Source organism: uncultured Streptococcus sp. (genome assembly GCF_963521255.1).
Lineage (GTDB): Bacteria > Bacillota > Bacilli > Lactobacillales > Streptococcaceae > Streptococcus.
Genome location: NZ_CAUQTU010000008.1, coordinates 13,379 through 32,257 on the forward strand (window position 1 = coordinate 13,379; position 18,879 = coordinate 32,257).

Annotated in this window: 23 protein-coding genes; 3 read left to right on the plus strand and 20 right to left on the minus strand. The window is 39.9% G+C overall.

Annotated features, from left to right (window positions below; translation table 11 throughout):
• Window positions 1-22 precede the first annotated feature (22 nt).
• The 10 genes from trmB to RWP09_RS06765 all read right to left on the minus strand — a co-directional run bounded on the left by trmB (window position 23) and on the right by RWP09_RS06765 (window position 7,722).
• Window positions 23-658 carry a tRNA (guanosine(46)-N7)-methyltransferase TrmB gene (trmB, locus tag RWP09_RS06720; RefSeq protein ID WP_001266094.1) on the minus strand — a complete coding sequence of 212 codons (636 nt, stop codon included), beginning with the start codon at window positions 656-658 and terminating at the stop codon, window positions 23-25.
• Window positions 655-1,449 carry a cell cycle regulator CcrZ gene (ccrZ, locus tag RWP09_RS06725; protein WP_000363005.1) on the minus strand — a complete coding sequence of 265 codons (795 nt, stop codon included), beginning with the start codon at window positions 1,447-1,449 and terminating at the stop codon, window positions 655-657. The genes trmB and ccrZ overlap by 4 nt, the downstream gene beginning before the upstream one ends.
• 161 nt (window positions 1,450-1,610) lie before the next feature.
• On the minus strand, window positions 1,611-2,222 hold the full coding sequence (locus RWP09_RS06730) for a type II CAAX endopeptidase family protein (RefSeq protein WP_314435671.1): 612 nt from the start codon (window positions 2,220-2,222) through the stop codon (window positions 1,611-1,613).
• Window positions 2,223-2,424: 202 nt separating this feature from the next.
• Entirely contained in the window at window positions 2,425-3,039 is a 615-nt protein-coding gene (locus RWP09_RS06735; protein WP_314435674.1) for a type II CAAX endopeptidase family protein, read from the minus strand.
• 29 nt (window positions 3,040-3,068) lie between these two features.
• Entirely contained in the window at window positions 3,069-3,317 is a 249-nt protein-coding gene (gene blpZ, locus RWP09_RS06740) for an immunity protein BlpZ (RefSeq protein ID WP_000276503.1), read from the minus strand.
• A gap of 36 nt (window positions 3,318-3,353) precedes the next feature.
• On the minus strand, window positions 3,354-3,737 hold the full coding sequence (locus tag RWP09_RS06745; RefSeq protein WP_314435677.1) for an immunity protein: 384 nt from the start codon (window positions 3,735-3,737) through the stop codon (window positions 3,354-3,356).
• An 80-nt stretch (window positions 3,738-3,817) separates the two neighbouring features.
• Complete coding sequence (locus RWP09_RS06750; protein ID WP_314435680.1) at window positions 3,818-4,222, minus strand: immunity protein; 405 nt, start codon at window positions 4,220-4,222, stop codon at window positions 3,818-3,820.
• A 954-nt stretch (window positions 4,223-5,176) separates the two neighbouring features.
• Window positions 5,177-5,533: a hypothetical protein gene (locus tag RWP09_RS06755; protein ID WP_314435684.1), complete on the minus strand. Its 357-nt coding sequence runs from the start codon at window positions 5,531-5,533 to the stop codon at window positions 5,177-5,179.
• A 100-nt stretch (window positions 5,534-5,633) separates the two neighbouring features.
• Window positions 5,634-6,971 (minus strand): sensor histidine kinase, encoded by a 1,338-nt coding sequence (locus tag RWP09_RS06760; protein ID WP_314435687.1) that lies wholly within the window; start codon window positions 6,969-6,971, stop codon window positions 5,634-5,636.
• 13 nt (window positions 6,972-6,984) lie between these two features.
• Window positions 6,985-7,722 carry a LytTR family DNA-binding domain-containing protein gene (locus RWP09_RS06765; protein ID WP_247947458.1) on the minus strand — a complete coding sequence of 246 codons (738 nt, stop codon included), beginning with the start codon at window positions 7,720-7,722 and terminating at the stop codon, window positions 6,985-6,987.
• A 295-nt stretch (window positions 7,723-8,017) separates the two neighbouring features.
• Between RWP09_RS06765 and RWP09_RS06770 the strand changes: the two genes are divergently transcribed.
• Window positions 8,018-8,347 carry a helicase BlpT gene (locus RWP09_RS06770; protein WP_314435692.1) on the plus strand — a complete coding sequence of 110 codons (330 nt, stop codon included), beginning with the start codon at window positions 8,018-8,020 and terminating at the stop codon, window positions 8,345-8,347.
• A gap of 61 nt (window positions 8,348-8,408) precedes the next feature.
• Here RWP09_RS06770 and RWP09_RS06775 read toward each other — a convergent pair whose 3' ends face one another.
• Together RWP09_RS06775 and RWP09_RS06780 are read right to left on the minus strand one after the other, a co-directional pair.
• Window positions 8,409-9,458 carry an ABC transporter permease gene (locus RWP09_RS06775; RefSeq protein ID WP_314435695.1) on the minus strand — a complete coding sequence of 350 codons (1,050 nt, stop codon included), beginning with the start codon at window positions 9,456-9,458 and terminating at the stop codon, window positions 8,409-8,411.
• Window positions 9,455-10,186, minus strand: a complete 732-nt coding sequence (locus tag RWP09_RS06780) for an ABC transporter ATP-binding protein (RefSeq protein WP_314435697.1) — start codon at window positions 10,184-10,186, stop codon at window positions 9,455-9,457. The genes RWP09_RS06775 and RWP09_RS06780 overlap by 4 nt, the downstream gene beginning before the upstream one ends.
• A gap of 67 nt (window positions 10,187-10,253) precedes the next feature.
• Here RWP09_RS06780 and RWP09_RS06785 point away from each other — a divergent pair, with 67 nt between their 5' ends.
• Together RWP09_RS06785 and RWP09_RS06790 are read left to right on the plus strand one after the other, a co-directional pair.
• Window positions 10,254-10,664, plus strand: coding sequence for an HIT family protein (locus RWP09_RS06785; protein WP_314435699.1), 411 nt, complete (start codon window positions 10,254-10,256; stop codon window positions 10,662-10,664).
• Window positions 10,665-10,673: 9 nt separating this feature from the next.
• A complete protein-coding gene (locus RWP09_RS06790; RefSeq protein ID WP_000777748.1) occupies window positions 10,674-10,961 on the plus strand; it encodes a hypothetical protein in 288 nt (95 codons plus the stop codon).
• 280 nt (window positions 10,962-11,241) lie between these two features.
• On the opposite strand, the gene dnaJ is transcribed toward RWP09_RS06790, so the two are convergent.
• From dnaJ to RWP09_RS06830, 8 genes are all read right to left on the minus strand, one after another.
• A complete protein-coding gene (gene dnaJ, locus RWP09_RS06795; protein ID WP_314435702.1) occupies window positions 11,242-12,381 on the minus strand; it encodes a molecular chaperone DnaJ in 1,140 nt (379 codons plus the stop codon).
• 198 nt (window positions 12,382-12,579) lie between these two features.
• Window positions 12,580-13,212, minus strand: a complete 633-nt coding sequence (locus RWP09_RS06800; protein WP_314435705.1) for a DJ-1/PfpI family protein — start codon at window positions 13,210-13,212, stop codon at window positions 12,580-12,582.
• A 215-nt stretch (window positions 13,213-13,427) separates the two neighbouring features.
• Window positions 13,428-15,251: a molecular chaperone DnaK gene (dnaK, locus tag RWP09_RS06805; protein WP_000034667.1), complete on the minus strand. Its 1,824-nt coding sequence runs from the start codon at window positions 15,249-15,251 to the stop codon at window positions 13,428-13,430.
• Between the two features lie 427 nt (window positions 15,252-15,678).
• Window positions 15,679-16,203 carry a nucleotide exchange factor GrpE gene (gene grpE, locus RWP09_RS06810; protein ID WP_000046038.1) on the minus strand — a complete coding sequence of 175 codons (525 nt, stop codon included), beginning with the start codon at window positions 16,201-16,203 and terminating at the stop codon, window positions 15,679-15,681.
• Between the two features lie 26 nt (window positions 16,204-16,229).
• Window positions 16,230-17,264, minus strand: coding sequence for a heat-inducible transcriptional repressor HrcA (gene hrcA, locus RWP09_RS06815; protein WP_125430984.1), 1,035 nt, complete (start codon window positions 17,262-17,264; stop codon window positions 16,230-16,232).
• A gap of 160 nt (window positions 17,265-17,424) precedes the next feature.
• Window positions 17,425-17,937 (minus strand): DUF2812 domain-containing protein, encoded by a 513-nt coding sequence (locus RWP09_RS06820; RefSeq protein WP_314435712.1) that lies wholly within the window; start codon window positions 17,935-17,937, stop codon window positions 17,425-17,427.
• Between the two features lie 34 nt (window positions 17,938-17,971).
• Entirely contained in the window at window positions 17,972-18,547 is a 576-nt protein-coding gene (locus tag RWP09_RS06825; RefSeq protein WP_314435715.1) for a DUF2812 domain-containing protein, read from the minus strand.
• Window positions 18,547-18,867: a PadR family transcriptional regulator gene (locus tag RWP09_RS06830; RefSeq protein WP_045612791.1), complete on the minus strand. Its 321-nt coding sequence runs from the start codon at window positions 18,865-18,867 to the stop codon at window positions 18,547-18,549. Before RWP09_RS06830 ends, RWP09_RS06825 begins: the two co-directional genes overlap by 1 nt.
• Window positions 18,868-18,879: the final 12 nt, after the last annotated feature.

An 18,879-nucleotide genomic window follows, 5' to 3' on the forward strand; every position in this document is an offset into this window, starting at 1 on the left:
CAGCCTGATTTTAGGCTATTTCTTAAAATTCTGCCTCAACTCGGTAGATAACTTGACCCTTGTTGGAGAATTTTTGCTCGTATTCTGTCATGACATTGCCTTCAAAATCACTGGCATGTAAATCAAGCCAGACACCATTGAGTTTCATACCATACTGAGAAAAACTCACGAGGCTGTACTCAAACAAGCCACGGTTATCCGTCTTGAAATGAATTTCTCCATTTTCAGGCAAGATACGCTTGAAGGTATCCAAGAAGGTTTTGTAGGTCAAACGACGCTTTTCATGACGCTTTTTAGGCCAAGGATCTGAAAAGTTCAGATACAAGCGATCAATCTCACCGTCTTCAAAGTAGTCAGTCAAGTCAGAACCATCTACCCACAAGAGCTTGATGTTAGGCACTCCAACTTCAAGCACCTTGTCCAAAGCGTAGCTCAAAACAGACTTTTGAATATCAATCCCGATATAGTTGATGTCAGGATTTTGCTTGGCCATACCTGAAACAAAGGCACCCTTTCCACTTCCAACTTCCACATGAATGGGATTATCATTACCAAACAAGTCCCGCCATTTCCCCTTGGCTTCCAAGGGATTGAGGACCACATACTGGGGATTTGCCTCTAGTAATTCTGTCGCCCCTTTACGATTTCTAACTCTCATCTTCTCTTTCCATACTTGTCTCGGAAGTGACGCAAGCCATGAATCTCCCGATTGACATTTTCTAAATCTTGGTTCATATAATACTTGGAAATCTGGCTCAAATAAGACAATTGACCGTACCAATACAATTTATTTAATACCGTCTGATTGTACTTGTAACCGTAGTAGGTCAACCATTCCTTCCACTGATGTTCTGGAATATAATGGCAGAGCATGTGAGCCACATCAAACATGCGGTCGGTCAAGCGAACCGAATCCCAATCTACCAAATAAATCAAGCCACTGTCTGTCTCAATCCAATTACTATGTCGTACATCTCCATGGACAATGGTCGCATAGTCCTCTCTAAATCCTGGAATAGTCTGACGTAAATCAGCCATCACTTCACTGATAAAATGATTTTTACGCAAAGCATCTGGAGCCGTTTCTTGCCAAGACTGTAGTAAATCTACAGGTGTTTCCATGGCATAGCCCAAACGACTCAACTGTGTCATCAACGGACGTGAGCGATGAAGACGGGTTAAGATATTGACAATTTGTTTACGATTCATATCATAGGGGGTCAATATCTTGCCTGTCAACCATTCTTGAGCACACATATCACGCCCATCTGCCAAACGGCGACTCCATAATAATTGTGGAGCAATTTGTTCTCTAGCTAGACCAGGTAGGATTGGAGAGGTGTTCATTTTTACAAAGATACGCTTCCCATCAGGATAGCTACCCATATAAGCCTTGCCACTTTTCCCAGGTATGGGAGTCAGTGTTAGCTCATTATCACCCAAATCCATTTCTTTCCTCCGTATAAAGTTTCCTTACTATTCTACTAGTTTTTGGCCTATTCGTCAACCGCTCCACACCCGATTCTCAAAGAAAAGCATCTCAATTGGCTTGGGTATCATTATAGAAAGAAAAAGGCAAGCACCGTCTTCTGCTTACCTTTTCATGATTTTTATAAATAATATAAGAGTGGCCAAGCATTGTAAAACATGTGAACTAGAGTAGAAACCCATAAGTTTTGGCTCTTTTTATAAGCAAAGCCCAGCAACAAGCCCCCAAGTAGATAAAAAATAAACGAAGGGACATTAGAAGGTCCATGCATAAAAGAAAAGAGAGAGGAAGTTAGCACAAGCCCTAACCAAGAATTGTCAAAAACCGCACCTTGAAGAAGTCCTCTGAAAATGAGTTCCTCTTGGATGGGTCCAAAAACTGAGGAAGTCAAAATCAAAGACAGGGAAATTCCTTTGCTGACTTCCGCCAAGTGTTGAACTCCTGCGCCAGAAGAAATAGCGAAGAAATGAATATAAACCAGCGTCTCAAGCACACTTAAAAGAAAGATTGCAATAAAAAGCAAAAGTTGTTTCTTACTTAACATCCCAAAAGAAATCATTTCAAACTTTCTAGCATAAGTAACACCCACCAAAGTTACAAGAAGACTTACAATAATCAGTGCAGGCTCATTTTGAAAAAAATCCCCATGGTTAATCGTATAAGGAACTGTAATGACGATTATTAGTACTAAAAATCCAAAACAAAAGGCATGAAATTTATCAAAAAACTCCATAAAATTATCCTCCTCACCAAACAGACTTCCTACGCGTCATCCTTTAGATCTAGCCTTTCCAAAACAAACCATTTTATACTCTTCAAACCACGTCAACGCCGCCTTGGATTATATATGTGACTGACTTCGTCAGTTTCATCTACAACCTCAAAACACTGTTTTGGGTAACCTGCGGCTAGTTTCCTAGTTTGCTCTTTGATTTTCATTGAATATAAGTTAAGATTGGCAAACTGTTGTAAAACATGTGGACTAGAGTAGAAACCCATAGGTTTTGGCTCTTTTTATAAGCAAAGCCCAGCAACAAGCCCCCGAAAAGATAATAGCAAAACGAAGGAATATCATAAGGTTCATGCATGAAAGAAAAGAGAGAGGAAGTCAGTATAAGCCCTAACCACGAATTGTCAAAAACCGCCCCCTGAAGAAGCCCTCTAAACATGAATTCCTCCTGGATAGGTGCCAAAACTGTAGCACTAACAATAAAGGAAAGCGAAAGTCCTTTACTAGCTTCCTCAAGGTGTTGAGCCGAAGCACCAGAAACAACTGAGAAAAAAGCATGATAGCTAATACTTACCAGCACAGTGAGAAGAAAGATTCCAATAAACAGCAAGAGTTGTTTCTTGCTTAACATCCCAAAAGAAATCATATCAAACCATTTCGCATAGCCAAAACTAAGGAAAAGCAAGAGAGTCTTTACAGCAATGAATGTGTACTGGTGTTGAAAATAATCTCCTTGATTGACGGAATATCCCGCTGCACCAACGATTGCAAATACTAAGAACCCCAAAAACATGGCATGGCACTTATTAAAAATTCTCATAAAACTAGCCTCCCCACCAAACAGACTCCCTATACGTCATTCTTTAGTTCTAGCCTTTCCAAAACAAACCATTTGAGTAACCAAAATCCGACCACATAGCCAGCCCCTAAGAATATAGCCATTAAAGCTAGCAGGGAATTTAGGGAATTAAAGACCACCGCAGATACAAAGGTTAGCACAAAAACATTAAAGGCAATGGTGTCAGAAGCCAAGACCAGAATATAGGGCGTCAACCGGTCTAAAGTTTTGGAATCTAGGAAAAATAAGTGTTTATACATGATGACCTCCTCTTGTCAGGCTCTACTGCTGTAAGATTAAGAAGACAGCTTGTTCTTTTTAAGGCTAACCTGACTACTAGATAATAGATATATTAAAGCATTAAAGACAATGAAAATATGTCCATAGAATAAAATCAACCTCACATCCAAACCAAGATAAAGTTTGACCATCAAAAAGATGAGCAAAAGAATTTGAAACCATATCGTTTTTCCAAAAATAAATTTAAAACGGTTTTTAATGTCTGCCTCCTTGATTTGTACCGTCACCCCTTTATTGGTAAGAAGAAAAACTCCTGCTTCAAACAAGCCACTGTAGAGAACCAGCCACCCAATCGATACATTAGAGATTTGTAAAAATGTCCCTAAAAGAATATTCAAAACACTACTCAAGAAAATAACAAGAAATAATCTGTATTTCATATTAAATACCTCCATTCATTTATTTCACGAACTTTTAATAGAGCCTTCTACTCAAATATCCTGATAAAAGAGAAAAAAAGCTACTTTTTATAATACTTCAAGCCCCAAATGAGTAGAAGCATGATGATCAAGCAGAGAATAGCGCCAATATAGGCAATTAATTGTTGATAGAATTCTCCAGCTGTGATACCTCTATACAAACAAATAATAGACATAAAGCCTGTCAAACCGATAAACATGAGTTGATTGGTTCTAGGACTAACCAAATCATCATCTTCAAACTCTCTTATCCTCATCTCCCTAGTGAGGTAAACAGTGACCAAAATAGAAGTCAAGTTAATAACCACTAAAAGAAATTGGAAAACCAAGGAAAAATTTAAAAACTGACGAGATAGAAATAGATAAGTGGAGACAAGCAAGGGCAACTGACCTAGGAACAATCTCGCAAGGAAGATGTTCCGTTTTTTAGCAAGAAAAGTTTTCATTTCTTTGCTCCTTTCTTTTTAGTTAAAGCAAGATAGATTATAACCGCAATCATATAGGCTATAGTATAAAATAGATGATACCAAATACTTTCCCTAAGTGGATAAAGAAAGATGGACATGATTAAATACAAAACGAAAATAATCAGTATTTTTTTCTTCATAAGATTTCCTCCTAAATGTGTGATTTATCTTATACTCAATGAAAATCAAAAATCAAACTAGGAAGCTAGCCGCAGACAGTACTGGAGTACGGCAAGGCGAAGCTGACGTGGTTTGAAGAGATTTTCGAAGAGTATTAGTTGAGCAAGAACCTTTACACTGCCAGTATAGCACTCATTTTGACCTTGGATCACTCAAATCACGAATGGTCATCAAAACATCTTGAATTGTAAAAAATTTAAAAAGCAAGCACGGAAAACATGCTTGCCCTTTACACCATATTGATACCAACTTAATTTATAGATTTTTTATCCTGCTATCACATATCATTTTGACAGGCGAAACAATATTAAAGAAACTCCACTGTAGATTAAACTAGCGATAAAAAATCTTTTTATCTAATTAGATCTATCTTTATTCTTCTTTGGAGATTTTAAAAATTTTTCCCTAATTAAATAAGTAATAAAAGAAATAAGCATACTAACAACAAAAACAATAAGAAAACTTTTGAAATCCATAATTACCTCCAAGTACACAAGCTCAAGTCTTTAAGCAAGCATAATAGCCAATTGTAACATTGTTTTTGCATTCACGAGGAATACCTTTTTTTACTTTCGTCCTATTACAAGCTTAATAAGGTTAGTATACTACTATTTTTTAAAATTTTCCATCCAAATCATAAATAGTCATCAAAACATCTTGAATTGTTAAAAATAAAAAAAGCAAGCATGAAAAACATACTTGCCCTAGGGGAACTTAACAATGTGAAAATACAAAATCGAAAACTATTCACCCTTACTTCCGTCTATTCTGATAGATTCTCATGATCGCAACAAGGATAGCAGCTGTCCCACTTGCCAAAAATAGGAGGGTAATGATAATGTTGAGAATTTCAGGCGTACTCCATATTCTGTTGATAAGACGGAGTAGAGATATAACTGTCAACTGAATCAGAAGTATTGATTCTACTCTTATCAATGAAGTCAGTTGGTTTTCAACTGCATATAAAAAGGCTGGTAGCAAAACACAGGCTATAGCAATCACAAACAGATTGCCCCCCGTTTCTTCTCCCTTGTTCACCACGAAAATCATGAGAAGATTCGATGCTATGATTAACGTAGAACAGATGATAAAAAAGGATTTCTTATTCATTTAATATACCTCACATACTATAGCAAAAGTCTGGCTCGATAAAGACAAACTTTATCTGTTAACTTCTGCCAATTTTTTCACAAATTTTCTAATAATAAACCTACAGCAAGTGAACCGTTAAAACCTGACGAAAGACTTGATCTTGACAGGTGGTATTGAGACTAGCATTGGGATAACTTTCCACAATCTTCATGACGGTATAGAGACCAACTCCCCTCTCCTCCCCTTTAGAACTGGCTCCAAAGGAGAAAATCTCAGAAATATCTATGCCCTCTTCTTTAATGGAATTTTCAATGATAAAGGTCTCCTGTGATCCATTTTTTAAAAAGGCGATTGAAACATGAGGTTGACTAGCCTCTGCACTGGCTTCAATAGCGTTGTCACAAAGGATAGACACAATGGTTAGAAAATCAAGTAGGCTCATCCCCTCAACCTGAATCTCCTCAGGAACTTCGACATTAAAGACAATGTTCTTATCTCTAGCTTTTAGAAATTTCCCTGCTAGAAGACTTTTGAGGGCACGGTCCCGAATATTCACCAATCTGCCAAGGTCATATTTGTTGTCCTGCAATTTCTGACTAGAATCCTTTAAGACCGAGTCGTAGACCTCTTTTATCTGCTCCATATCCTCCTCTTCAATGCCCAGACGTAGGCTGGTTAAGAGGTTGGTGTAGTCATGGCGAAAACTCCGCACTTCCTTGTAAAGTTCCTCTATATGCCGACTATAGCGTTCCATATCTCTGTAGCGCAAGGCCTGCTCTTGGTCCAGTCTCTCATGAAGTTTGTCCTTCAAATAGGTATCCAATTTCTTGATCATCCCCATAAAAAAGAGCAGGTAAAACACTAGAATCAGATGGCGAACAGTCGTTGATTGAATACCTTGTTCATATTCAAAGAAAGACAGACTTTGCATCACTAGATAGTAGCCCCCCATTATCCAGTTAATCGTAGTCAGGGACTTTTGAAAAGCTTTATCTAGAATCTCCTTTCTCAAGTTAGTGAAATCATAGTCCAACCATTTCAAAAAGACTAAAACTATGAAGCAAACGAATATCATCATCAATAAAAAGATAGGATTGCTATCTTTATCTACAATTTCTTGTCCCAAAAATGGAAGCACAAAATAGGAGACCCCTCTATAAAAGAGATTCACCAATATCATTGGAAAGAGACCATAAAAGAAGAGAAGTTTTTTAGGAAGCCCTCTTAACAGTAAGAAAGACAAGCCTATACCGTACAAGGGTTCTATAAAGTATAACAGATAGTCAGTCAAGACTAAAAATTTAAAAGTTGTAGCAATTGCTGCTAGAAGAAATTTTAGAAGAAAGGCCTTAAAAATTCTATCGAAAGTGAGACTAATTCCATCTACCTTAAAGAACATGATAATTTCTAGCCCAATAATAGCTAGTGAATACAATATCATCCAAAAAATATACATAAATTCTCCTCACCTAGTGCAAGTTATTGATAGCTTCAGACACTTCCCTGACCTTATAACGCGCGATCATACAGCTTCCACCATTGGGAAAGTAAAGAAGTTTTTCTTTCTTATCCAAACGAACCACATTGGCAGGATTGATGAGAAAAGAGCGATGGCACTGCAAGAGACGAGGCTCCTGCTTGAAAACCTCCTCTAAACTCGCTGTAAATTCCAGCCTGTCCGTCTTGGTATAGAGAATAACACGATGGGCTCTGGGCGACGTTTCGAGATAATAAACCTCTTTAAAAGGATACTGGAATTGGGCAAATTTTGATTTAAAGTAAAAGCAATCTTCCGCCAGACTTTTACTATCTTGACTATTGGCATAGAGAAGGGCTGTTTCGATCCGAGACTCAAACTCCTCTGCCGACAAGGCCTTATCAATGTAGTCCAAAGCAGACACTTGGTAGCGAAAGGACAGGGGCATAAACTCCGAGTGAGTCGTCACAAAGACGATGAGAGCATAAGGATCCCGGTCCCGAATCTTTCTAGCCACTTCCAGCCCCTTCATCTCCTCATTTCGAATCTCAATATCCAAAAAGAATAGCTGATGCGCACCCTTCTCATGCACCTCTGCCAGCAGTTGGTCTGGTTTACCAAAGACCTCAAAAGAGCTGGGAGTGATATGATGTTCTTTCAAAAGTTTCTCAATGGTCGTTTCAATTCTAGCTTGTTGGGAAAAATCATCTTCTAAAACAAATATTCTCATCTTCTTACTCTCCTTGTTTCGATTTCTTCCTAAAAAGAGAATAGCAAAAATACTTTGATACAAGCCCACCAAATCTTAAACAGGCCTTCAAAGCTCCTGAAAGGTGTCTTGCCCCTCAGATAAGTATGATAATCTTACAACTATTTTATCATAAAATCTTAACAGGACTATTCAGGAAATTTCAAGAACAATTAAAGATTTTATGGTGAAAAAGGAGATAAAAGTGATAAACTGACAGTATCAAAATACAATTGCTAGAATCAAAACTAGCACCCAGATTAAAGGAGGAATTTTCATGACCGATACAAATCCCATCAAAAGAGCTCAGACTTTGATTACTGACTTAAACAAAGCCTACCAAGCATGCAAACAGGCAAGCGCTGACGACGTCCGCTTTCAGGAGCAATTAAACTCTATTCTTGGCTTTCTAGCCAAGGCTGAGACAGTGGATAATCGAGTCTTGATTGAACTGGAAAAATTTTACCAGACTTCCAGTCTTCTCATGGGACTCAGCGCTCTCGATCCAGATGCTCCTACTCGCGCCGCTTGGCGTGCCTATGACCGCTTCCACTTTGACCAAGTCAAGACCAAGTTGAGTCTCTACGGACCAACCATTCTCTTGTAGAAAATAAAAGAAGCTGAGACAGACTGAACTCAACTTCTTTTTTAGTGTCATATAGGCAATGTTAGTCCTGCATCTGACGTTTAACCTGATAAGGTAAATACAAGACTTGTAAAACCAAACCAGATCCCAGTAAGGCTAGAAGGGCTAGTTTTTCTTGAAAGGTAATCAACCCAACAACTAATTCCACTACTAAGACGAAACTGGTCAATCCTCGGACTACAGCCTGCAAGCCTTTTCCCTTTTGCCCCTTGTTCAGTGGAAAGAGTTGGGTCAAATACTGGTAGTCAAAAGCATGATAGAGGGCCAGCAACTGAAAGAGCAAGAGGTAGTTAAAGAGAACCACCACTGCTGTCGCAATCCAAGCTTGCTCGATAAAAATCTGCGCCAGTATGGAAAGCAAGAGCAGACGGAGACTGAGCGCAAAGAGGTCTCCATTTCGCAGATAAGATCGCAGATAGAGATTTTGCCAAATCTTCCCAGGCACCTTCTGAACAGCCTTTAGGATAAAGTCCAGATAGGCACGACGCTTGACGCTGTTTGAAATTCCCTTGACCTGCGTAAAGAGGGCAAAGAAACGAAGCAAGACTTGTTTGCGCTTGCTTTCTTGAGAAATAACATAGTCCCAGTCCAGTCTATTTTCAGTGAAAAATTTGCTGGCCTTTTGACGAAAGAGGAAATATTTACCTACCCCCAATAAAAGCACATAGACCAGAAAAACTGGCAAGCCATAACCCATTGCTAAAAATAAAGGCGCAAATAACAGCAAGAAAAGGGTCTGGACAAAGAGCCAAAAGACTAGGGAAATGCCAGTTTGACGCTTGAGATGGAGCTTGATTTCCTCTTCTCCAACTAAGAGAAAGAGCTTGTCTGGAGCCTCCATATAGGTGGCAATGCCACCCCAAAGCAAAAGTAAAACAGACGTAATTCCTACAAACAAAAGGATAGGCCAATGATTTTCAGGAAAATCTTGCAAGAGTTGACTGTACTGATAGGCTAGAAAGCCCAGCAGGACAAGCAGGAACAAGACAAAGTGGTCATTGAGAACATAGCGCAGATAACCGACACACTCCTTACGAAAAGCCTGCTTTCTCTTTAAAAACAAGTCTTTCATAGCTCCTCCTCTTTGGTCAGAGCCAAGTAAATATCATTCAGACTAGCCTCAGGCATATCAAAGGCTTCGCGCAGTTGCAGGAGATTTCCCTCAGCACGCACCTCTCCCTTGTGAAGAATGACAAAGGCATCACACATCTTCTCCGCCGAATCCAGCACATGAGTACTCATGAGAATAGACTTACCCTTTTGCTTTTCCACTTCCAAAAGCTGAATCAAGTCTGCAATAGCCAGCGGATCGAGCCCCAGGAAAGGCTCATCCACGATGAAAAGACTTGGATCCACCACAAAAGCACAGATAATCATGACCTTCTGCTTCATCCCTTTTGAAAAATGAACAGGGAACCAGTCCAATTTCTGGTCCAGACGGAACATTTTTAACAGAGGTTCTACTCGATCAAAAGCCACTTTCTGCTCAATACCATAAGCCATAGCAACCGTTTCGATATGCTCTCTGAGGGTCAATTCCTCATACAGACTAGGTGTCTCAGGAATGTAGCCAATTTGCTTGCGGTAGCTCGTTGCATCTTCCTGCAGGGTCAGGCCATTGATATTGATGGATCCACTATAAGGTGTCAACAGACCAATAATCTCATTGATTGTCGTCGATTTACCAGCACCATTGAGACCAATCAAACCAACCAACTGCCCACTTTCAACAGTAAAGGACACATCTTTCAAGACAGGGACATGGACATAGCCACCTGTCAGGTTTTTAATTTCTAACATATTTTCTCCAAATCTGGTATAATGTAGCTATATTATATCAAAATTCAATACAGTAGAGGTAGATTTTATGTCAGATTGCATTTTTTGTAAAATCATCGCAGGGGAAATTCCTGCTTCAAAAGTATATGAAGATGAGCAGGTTCTTGCCTTTCTTGATATCTCTCAAGTGACACCAGGACATACCTTGGTCGTACCAAAAGAGCACTATCGCAATCTTTTGGAAATGGACGCTACCAGCGCTAGCCAACTCTTTGACCAAGTACCAAAAGTAGCTCAAAAAGTCATGAAAGCTACCAAGGCTACTGGTATGAATATCATTGCCAACTGTGAAGAAGTCGCTGGTCAAACCGTCTTTCATACCCACGTTCACCTTGTACCTCGCTACAGTGCGGACGATGACCTCAAGATTGATTTTATCGCCCACGAACCAGACTTTGACAAACTTGCTCAAGTCGCTGAAACCATCAAAAACGCCTAAGGAGTTGCTATGAAATTATCCAATCTACTGCTATTTGCAGGAGCTGCAGCTGGAAGTTATCTGATCACAAAAAATCGCCAAACCATCACAGATGAAGTCTTGAATACCACTGACCGCGTTCAAGCTATCAAGGATGATGTGGATATTATCCAAAACAGCCTGCAAATCATCGACCAGCAAAAAGAACTCATCAAGGAATACCAAGAAGACCTGACTTACAAGTTTAAAGTCTTGGAAAAAGATATCCAGACTAGACTAGCCGTTATCAAAGAAACACAGGAAATCGAAGATAAGTAAAAAGAGCCCAACGGCTCTTTTTTAAAACGTAAATAAGTTATATCCCATCAACTATACATCATAATTTAGGTAACTCATTCACCATTTCACAACTAAATCGAAGACTTTCCGCCGTAATGAAAACACCTGAAATAGTTTGGTTTCAGGTGTTCGGAAACTTTGAGACCTAGGCTCAAAGTTTAGGTATGGAACTTCGAAAAAGGTCGCTACCATCCGTCCATTACTTAAGGAAAGTCTTAAAAAATCTATAAAGCAAAAAGAGCCACTCGGCTCTTTTTGTTTATTCTCCTTCAAAAGCATCTTTAATATGGTCAAAGAAGCCTTTTTTCTTTGGATTGACTTTTAAATCACCAGCAGCTGCGAATTCTTTCAAGGCTGCTTTTTGGCGGTCATTCAAGCCTGTCGGTGTTACGACATTAACAGTAACGTATTGGTCACCAACTGCACCACCACGAAGACTCGGAGCTCCTTTGCCACGTAGGCGGAATTTCTTACCAGTCTGAGTTCCCTCTGGGATAACCAATTCAACATCACCGTGAACAGTTGGGATATCTACTGTGTCACCAAGAGCTGCTTGAACAAAGTTGAGGTTGAGATTGTAGAAGATAGTCGTTCCTTCACGTTCAAACTTATCGCTGGCTTCCACAGAAACCACTACATACAAGTCACCATAAGGTCCACCGTTAAAGCCTGCTTCACCTTGACCTGCTAGGCGGATTTGTTGGCCAGTTTCCACACCAGCAGGAATTTTGACATGGACGCTATGCGCTTGTTTCTCATGACCTGTTCCGTGACAAGTTGTACATGGATCTTTGATTTCTTTTCCGCGACCGTGACAGACATCACAGGTTACTTGGCGACGCATCATACCAAGCGGAGTCTGCGTATCGACATTAATGACACCAGCGCCATGACAGCGTCCACAAGTGACTGGACTTGTTCCTGGTTTAGCACCTGATCCATTACATGTACTACAGCTTGCTTCACGGTTATATTTGACTTCTTTTTCAGCTCCAAAAATAGCTTCTTCAAAGGTCAAGTTCACACGATACTGGAGGTCATCCCCCTGACGAGGAGCATTTGGATTGCGCGAAGCTCCGCCTCCTCCAAAGAAACTTGAGAAAATATCCTCAAAACCACCGAAGCCACCTGCCCCATTGAAACCGCCAGCTCCACCACCGAAGCCTCCAAAGCCACCATTGGCTCCAGTAGCACCGTATTGGTCATAGGCAGCACGTTTTTGGTCGTCACTCAAAGTCTCATAGGCTTCTTGAACTTCCTTGTACTTTTCCTCAGCACCAGGCTCCTTATTGATATCTGGGTGATATTTTTTGGAAAGCTTACGATAAGCCTTTTTGATCTCGTCTGCCGAAGCGTTTTTTGACACCCCCAGACGATCATAAAATTCAGTATTGTTCATACAAGATACCAAGACCGTAAAATTCGACTGAAAAATAGGAAATCTGACGCTGGAGCGATGCTCCTAGACAGATTTATCTTTTTTCCGAGAATTTAGGTCGGGTTCAATTCCTTTCTGTTATATTGAGTAAGAAATTTGGGAACCCGTGTTCAATTACCTGAACACCCTTGTTCCTTTCTATAATTTTCATGTAAATCTTTAGAGGCTGTTTTCTATACTCTGCTTCACTTGATTAAACTCTTCATCTGATAGAGTAAATATCAAATCCTCTTCAGCATACTCGTTCTGTTCTTTAAAATAGTTGTCTGTATTCTCTGCCAAACCTAGACCAAGAATCACTTTTCTTGCAAACTCTAGATGTGCAAAACCGATAGCCGTAATGATTTGTTTATCTTGGACAAGAACTTTCGGTTGGAAATTCTCACGTGGAAGAAATTCAAAATAGTCAAAGAAGTTTTGCCAAATTCCACCTGTAAATTTCGTGTCGTTCAACAAGCCAGCTTTCGCTAATAAAATGGACGCTGAAGAAATGGCTGCAATTAGGATATCTTGCTCATTAAGACTTCTCAAAAACGAAATCAATTTCTCATCTTGTAGAGCAGGACCTATATTTACCATTCCTGGCAAAATCACACAAGAATAATCTTCTATACGGATCTGATCCAATGTTTTCGTCGGTTGACAGGACAGACCATCCTCAGAGACCACCATCGAATGATCTGAAGCTACATAATCAATCGTGATGTCAAAAGACAGAGCTAAAGTGCTTGTTAAAGCGGTTATCTCATAAAGAGAAAAATTAGGATAAATGATACAAAGTACTTTTTTCATACGCAACATCCTCTATTTTATCGAAAAACAGAGGCTGGGTTGCAACCTCTGGATTTCTTCTTATCATTACGACGTTCAAGTTTTAAAAATCAAACTAGTAATGCTAAATCTAGCACTCCCTAACCTCTTGGTGAAAAAGACAAATCTTCCTAGAAACTAAAGTTTCTGCGTCAGATTTCCTATTTTCACTGTGAGGTTTTAACGGGCTTTGCATCTTATTTTTCAGTAAACTCTCCGTCTACGACGTCATCACCTGCGTTTCCTGTTGCTTGTGCGCCTTCTGCTCCTGCTTGAGCTTGTTGGGCTGCTGCGGCTTGTTCGTAAAGTTTAACAGCAAGTCCTTGAGCTTTTTCGTTCAATGCTTCAAGTTTTGCTTTCATTTCGTCCAAGTTGTTGTCTTCTTGAGCTTTCTTAAGGTCATCAAGGGCAGCTTGGGCAGCGTCACGTTCTGCATCGAAGCCTTTACCTTCAGTTTCCTTGATTGTCTTTTCAGTCGCAAAGATAGCTTGGTCTACTTCGTTACGAAGGTCAACTTCTTCTTTACGTTTCTTATCTGCTTCAGCGTTAGCTTCTGCATCTTTCATCATGCGGTCGATTTCTTCGTCTGTCAAACCTGAGTTCGATTGGATCACAATTGTTTGTTCTTTTTGAGTTCCAAGGTCTTTAGCCTTAACAGAAACGATACCGTTCTTGTCGATGTCAAATGTTACTTCGATTTGAGGAATTCCACGAGGTGCAGCTGGAATATCTGTCAATTGGAAACGTCCAAGAGTCTTGTTATCTGCTGCCATTGGGCGTTCACCTTGAAGAACATGGATATCAACGGCTGGTTGGTTATCTGCTGCAGTTGAGAAGACTTGTGATTTAGATGTTGGAATTGTTGTGTTACGGTCGATGAGTTTTGTAAATACTCCACCCATTGTTTCGATACCAAGTGACAATGGTGTTACGTCAAGAAGAACAACGTCTTTAACATCACCAGTAATCACACCACCTTGAATCGCAGCACCCATAGCAACAACTTCGTCAGGGTTTACTGATTTGTTTGGTTCTTTACCAGTTTCAGCCTTAACAGCTTCTACAACAGCTGGGATACGAGTTGAACCACCAACAAGGATAACTTCGTCGATTTCTGACAAGCTCAAACCTGCATCAGAAAGGGCTTGACGAACTGGAACTTTTGTACGTTCTACAAGGTCACGAGTCAAATCGTCAAATTTCGCACGAGTCAAGGTCATTTCCAAGTGAAGAGGTCCAGCCTCACCAGCAGTGATAAATGGCAAGCTGATTTGTGTTGAAGTTACACCAGAAAGGTCTTTCTTCGCTTTTTCAGCTGCATCTTTCAAACGTTGCATTGCCATCTTGTCAGTAGACAAGTCAATACCGTTTTCTTTCTTGAATTCTGCTACCAAGTGGTCGATGATTTTTTGGTCAAAGTCGTCACCACCAAGTTTGTTGTCCCCTGCAGTTGACAATACATCGAAGACACCGTCACCCAATTCAAGGATAGAGACGTCAAATGTACCACCACCAAGGTCAAATACCAAGATTTTTTCTTCTTTGTCAGTCTTATCCAAACCGTAAGCAAGAGCTGCTGCAGTTGGTTCGTTGACGATACGTTCTACTTCAAGACCAGCGATTTTACCAGCGTCTTTTGTTGCTTGACGTTGAGCGTCGTTGAAGTAAGCTGGAACTGTGATAACTGCTTTAGTTACTTTTTCACCAAGGTAGTCCTCAGCATAACCTTTCAAGTATTGAAGAATCATAGCTGAGATTTCTTGTGGAGTGTATTCTTTTCCGTTAGCAGAAACTTTTTCAGAAGTCCCCATCTTAGATTTGATAGAGATGACTGTATCTGGATTTGTAACTGCTTGACGTTTTGCAGCATCACCAACGATGATTTCTCCGTTTTTGAATGAGACTACAGATGGAGTTGTGCGGTTTCCTTCTGGGTTTGCGATGATTTTTGATTCAGTTCCTTCAAGAACTGCAACTGCTGAGTTTGTTGTACCTAAGTCAATACCGATAATTTTAGACATGTGTTTTTCTCCTTGTTAGTTAATTTTCTATTTTTGATATTTCCCTTAAGTGGTGGGGACGTGGGCAACTCCCTACGGGATTTCATCACTTATTTTTGAGCCTATTGTCTCAAAAATCCCCTGTTTCAGTAGCTTTTGCTACTGAAACTTTCACCACGGCGGAAAATATCTTCCTTGCAAGCCTCCGGCTTGCCTCTTATCTTTCTTCATAGTTTATTGTCGTTTCGGACAAGTTTTCTATTATGTAAATTGCGACACGAGGAGTCGAAATCGATTTTATTTCGACGACGAGTTGCTTCAGCAACCGTCAGAATTGCCTAATCGAACACGCCCTAAGCTCTGGGTAAAAAAGATAGATTTCCTTGTGTTCATCGAACACTTCGTCAATCTCCTATTTTTACAGTGAGCTTTTTACGGGCTTTGTATCCTAATTATAAACAACCACCATTGCTGGGCGTAGGATGCGGTCATGGAGTTTGTAGCCTTTTTGGAAGACTTGGGCGATGGTATCTGCTGGGTGTTCATCGTCTGCTGGGAGAGTTTGGATGGCCATATGGTAGTTATGGTCAAATTCACCGTCAGCTGCGATTTCTTCGATTCCTTCTTCTTTCAAAGCGTGAATCAAGCTTTCTTGAACCATTTCCAAGCCCTTCTTCACATCATCTGTCAAACCTTCAACTGCAAGTGCACGCTCAAGGTTATCCAAAGAAGGGAGAATCGCTTTTGCCAAGTCCTGACTACGGTAACGTTGCAAGTTTTGACGCTCTTCATTGGCACGGCGTTGGATATTTTGCATTTCTGCATGAGCGCGAAGGTATTTGTTTTCGAACTCATCTGCACGTTCATTTGCCAAGTCCAATTCAGACTTCTCAGGAGTTGTTTCTTCTACCGTTTCCACAACTTCCTCTTCTTGGACTTCTTCTACTTCTTCATTTTTTATATCTTGGGCCATTTTCGCCTCCTTTAATGATTTCAATCTTAATGTACTTCGTAATGATTACTGCTGAGGTAGCGGTAAAAATCTGTCAACTTCATAGTCAAAACACGGTTGACTACGTTGACTTGGTTGATTAACTGCTGGTAATCCAGATTAACAGGACCGATAATTGCTAGAATTCCAACTCCCCGATAAGGAATGAGGAACTTGCTACTAATCACCGCTAGGTCAGCTAGGCAGGACTCTTGACTGTCCGCAACTCGGACATTTTGCATCTGATCTTCACGCAACCCCTCACGAATCTCCAGAGCCACCTTTTGCGGATGGTCAAAGAACTGATAAGCTGCCAGATTAGCAAAATTCAAGAGATTGACCTTGCCCGCCACCACAATATTTTCGTTGAACATTTCCTTAAAGATGTGTTCAAAGAGATCAATCACATTATCCGTTGTTGTAAAGTAGCGCTGGATAATCTGCGGAATCTCCGTCCGAATCTTGTAGTGAATATCTAGAACGGTGTGGCCGAGGAAACGTTCCTGAATGATGCTCTTCAGTTTCAGCAAATCCTCCTGCAAAAAGTTCCTTGGAATCAGAAATTGACTGGTAACCGTTCGAGACTCGTCTAGGGTGAATACCGCCAAGGCTGTATGTTGCCCTAAAACAACTATATCAAAGGCTGTCAAGCGTTGCCTGCTCGGTTCAACATCCAGTGCTACTACCGTACAGCCACTCAGGTCTGTCAGTAGATTAGCAGCCTCTTGCAGAATATCCTCCAATTTGAAGAATTCCTGATCAAAGGCTTTGACAATCTCATAAACCTCATTTTCAGCTAGTCGGTCAAAATCCAGTGAGTGTTTCACATAGTACTGAAAACCAGCAACACTTGGCATTCGACCACTTGAAGTATGGGCCTTTTCAAGCAAACCTTGCTTTTCTAGAGCTGCCATATCATTACGAATGGTTGCACTGCTAGAGTTAATAGACTCTTGCAAGGCTTTAGATCCGACAGGTTCGTGCGTTTTGGTAAAGATGTCAATAATCAGATTTAGAATATCCTGCTGACGCTCTGTAACCATCTCATCACTCCTCTCTGTCTGACCGATTAGCACTCGATACACTCAAGTGCTAACTTATGATTCTATTATACACCCTTAAAAGAGAATGTCAAGACAAAAACTCAAAAAATTAGCACTCTTTTGCCAAGAGTGCTAAAAATCAGTCTAAAGACCTAGAACCTTACTGTTTATCTACTCGATATTTCCTTTTTAGTCTAAAATAACCATAGATTAGATAAGAAATCATGAAAGCATATAAAAGAAAAATAATAAAGAAAGACATAGAAAGTTCTTCTTTAAATAAACTCATACAAACAACCAAACCACCTAAGAAAGTAGCTGCACATGAACGAAGTCTAGATCGCATAACTTCCCATCTGAGCCCCTTACTCATATAGACTTGATCCTCTGAAAGTATATCAGAAGCTGGTTTACGAAGAATTGAACAAAAACCTGTTTCTATCAATTCCCAACCTCTATCTCTAAAATCTTGCAATTCATGTTGATGCTTTTTAAGAAATCTAGAATCATAGATACAGTAGATAACATCGTCTGGTTGACATTGGTCAAAATAGAACAAACCAAAACGACTCGTTCTATACCTCCAACCTTTCAAATGCATCTCATGCAAATATTCTTCTTTCTTGTCCAAATCAACAATGGTGAAAATCCGAAATTGCTTTTTATTTATCATGACTTTCCCTCCAATTTTGAGCATACCTATCCTATCATAAATCTGATAATTCCTTCTTTTTATGCCATAACTTCCAGCTAATATAGGCAACTATTAACAAAAGGATTAAAGACAAGAAAACATCTAGCCCGACCGCAAGAAAACTCCATAGACCATACGCATTACTTCTATTGAGCAATTTAAGTAAGAATGGTATATGTATGGCTAGCAAAAGTAAAACAGGTACTAATCGCAGTCTTAAAATGCGATTAACCATAGCTAACTTCCCAGCAGCGTCATTATAGATTTCAAATTCTGCATCCGATTCAATTTCAGAATGCGCTTTTCTAAAATAGGAAAAACCATTAAAGTCTGTAATATGCTCCCAGCCACAGTCTTTAAATAGTTGTAAATAGGAGGATCTCTCTGATTTTTCCATTGGGTAAAAATCCAACTGATAAGACACTTGCTCAGGCTGACACTTTTCAAAGGTATACTTAACTGCAAACAATAAGATAGAATAGCTTACTTTTCTAAGTTTCCAGCCCTTAACATGCATTTCTCTAAAGTATAGAGCCTCCCTCTCATAATCCGCAATTGTAAAAATTCGATAAACAATTTTCTTTTCCATCATCCTTCCTCCCGACTGTTTCTATAGAGCCGTTCAATACGCTTCAATTCAATATCTAAGACTTTTCGTCCCAAGTCTGTTATCTGATAGATTTTCCGTTTTTCCTCTTCGCGGACAAAGAAAATCAAACCATCCTTTTCCATTTTTGACAAGGTTCCATACATAGTTCCAGGACTAATCGAAACTTGCGAATCTGTCATCTCCTTGACCTTTTGCGTAATACTATAACCATGACCTTCCTTTTGCAGACAGAACAAGATATAAAAACCCGTTTCCGTCATCGGAAGATAGACCCGACGAATCTTATCCGTTAATTCCATTTATAGCTACCT

Excerpts from the sequence above, each read along its gene's own strand:
- RWP09_RS06780 (WP_314435697.1), bottom strand. The coding sequence starts at position 10,186 with ATGTTAGAAATTAAAAACCTGACAGGTGGCTATGTCCATGTCCCTGTC.
- RWP09_RS06765 (WP_247947458.1), bottom strand. The coding sequence starts at position 7,722 with ATGAGAATATTTGTTTTAGAAGATGATTTTTCCCAACAAGCTAGAATT.
- ccrZ (WP_000363005.1), bottom strand. The coding sequence starts at position 1,449 with ATGGATTTGGGTGATAATGAGCTAACACTGACTCCCATACCTGGGAAA.
- RWP09_RS06790 (WP_000777748.1), top strand. The coding sequence starts at position 10,674 with ATGAAATTATCCAATCTACTGCTATTTGCAGGAGCTGCAGCTGGAAGT.
- RWP09_RS06785 (WP_314435699.1), top strand. The coding sequence starts at position 10,254 with ATGTCAGATTGCATTTTTTGTAAAATCATCGCAGGGGAAATTCCTGCT.
- RWP09_RS06775 (WP_314435695.1), bottom strand. The coding sequence starts at position 9,458 with ATGAAAGACTTGTTTTTAAAGAGAAAGCAGGCTTTTCGTAAGGAGTGT.
- grpE (WP_000046038.1), bottom strand. The coding sequence starts at position 16,203 with ATGGCCCAAGATATAAAAAATGAAGAAGTAGAAGAAGTCCAAGAAGAG.
- RWP09_RS06730 (WP_314435671.1), bottom strand. The coding sequence starts at position 2,222 with ATGGAGTTTTTTGATAAATTTCATGCCTTTTGTTTTGGATTTTTAGTA.
- RWP09_RS06745 (WP_314435677.1), bottom strand. The coding sequence starts at position 3,737 with ATGAAATACAGATTATTTCTTGTTATTTTCTTGAGTAGTGTTTTGAAT.
- RWP09_RS06735 (WP_314435674.1), bottom strand. The coding sequence starts at position 3,039 with ATGAGAATTTTTAATAAGTGCCATGCCATGTTTTTGGGGTTCTTAGTA.
- RWP09_RS06830 (WP_045612791.1), bottom strand. The coding sequence starts at position 18,867 with ATGGAATTAACGGATAAGATTCGTCGGGTCTATCTTCCGATGACGGAA.
- RWP09_RS06755 (WP_314435684.1), bottom strand. The coding sequence starts at position 5,533 with ATGAATAAGAAATCCTTTTTTATCATCTGTTCTACGTTAATCATAGCA.
- hrcA (WP_125430984.1), bottom strand. The coding sequence starts at position 17,264 with ATGGTTACAGAGCGTCAGCAGGATATTCTAAATCTGATTATTGACATC.
- RWP09_RS06760 (WP_314435687.1), bottom strand. The coding sequence starts at position 6,971 with ATGTATATTTTTTGGATGATATTGTATTCACTAGCTATTATTGGGCTA.
- dnaK (WP_000034667.1), bottom strand. The coding sequence starts at position 15,251 with ATGTCTAAAATTATCGGTATTGACTTAGGTACAACAAACTCAGCAGTT.
- RWP09_RS06770 (WP_314435692.1), top strand. The coding sequence starts at position 8,018 with ATGACCGATACAAATCCCATCAAAAGAGCTCAGACTTTGATTACTGAC.
- dnaJ (WP_314435702.1), bottom strand. The coding sequence starts at position 12,381 with ATGAACAATACTGAATTTTATGATCGTCTGGGGGTGTCAAAAAACGCT.
- RWP09_RS06750 (WP_314435680.1), bottom strand. The coding sequence starts at position 4,222 with ATGAAAACTTTTCTTGCTAAAAAACGGAACATCTTCCTTGCGAGATTG.
- trmB (WP_001266094.1), bottom strand. The coding sequence starts at position 658 with ATGAGAGTTAGAAATCGTAAAGGGGCGACAGAATTACTAGAGGCAAAT.
- RWP09_RS06825 (WP_314435715.1), bottom strand. The coding sequence starts at position 18,547 with ATGGAAAAGAAAATTGTTTATCGAATTTTTACAATTGCGGATTATGAG.
- RWP09_RS06800 (WP_314435705.1), bottom strand. The coding sequence starts at position 13,212 with ATGAAAAAAGTACTTTGTATCATTTATCCTAATTTTTCTCTTTATGAG.
- RWP09_RS06820 (WP_314435712.1), bottom strand. The coding sequence starts at position 17,937 with ATGATAAATAAAAAGCAATTTCGGATTTTCACCATTGTTGATTTGGAC.
- blpZ (WP_000276503.1), bottom strand. The coding sequence starts at position 3,317 with ATGTATAAACACTTATTTTTCCTAGATTCCAAAACTTTAGACCGGTTG.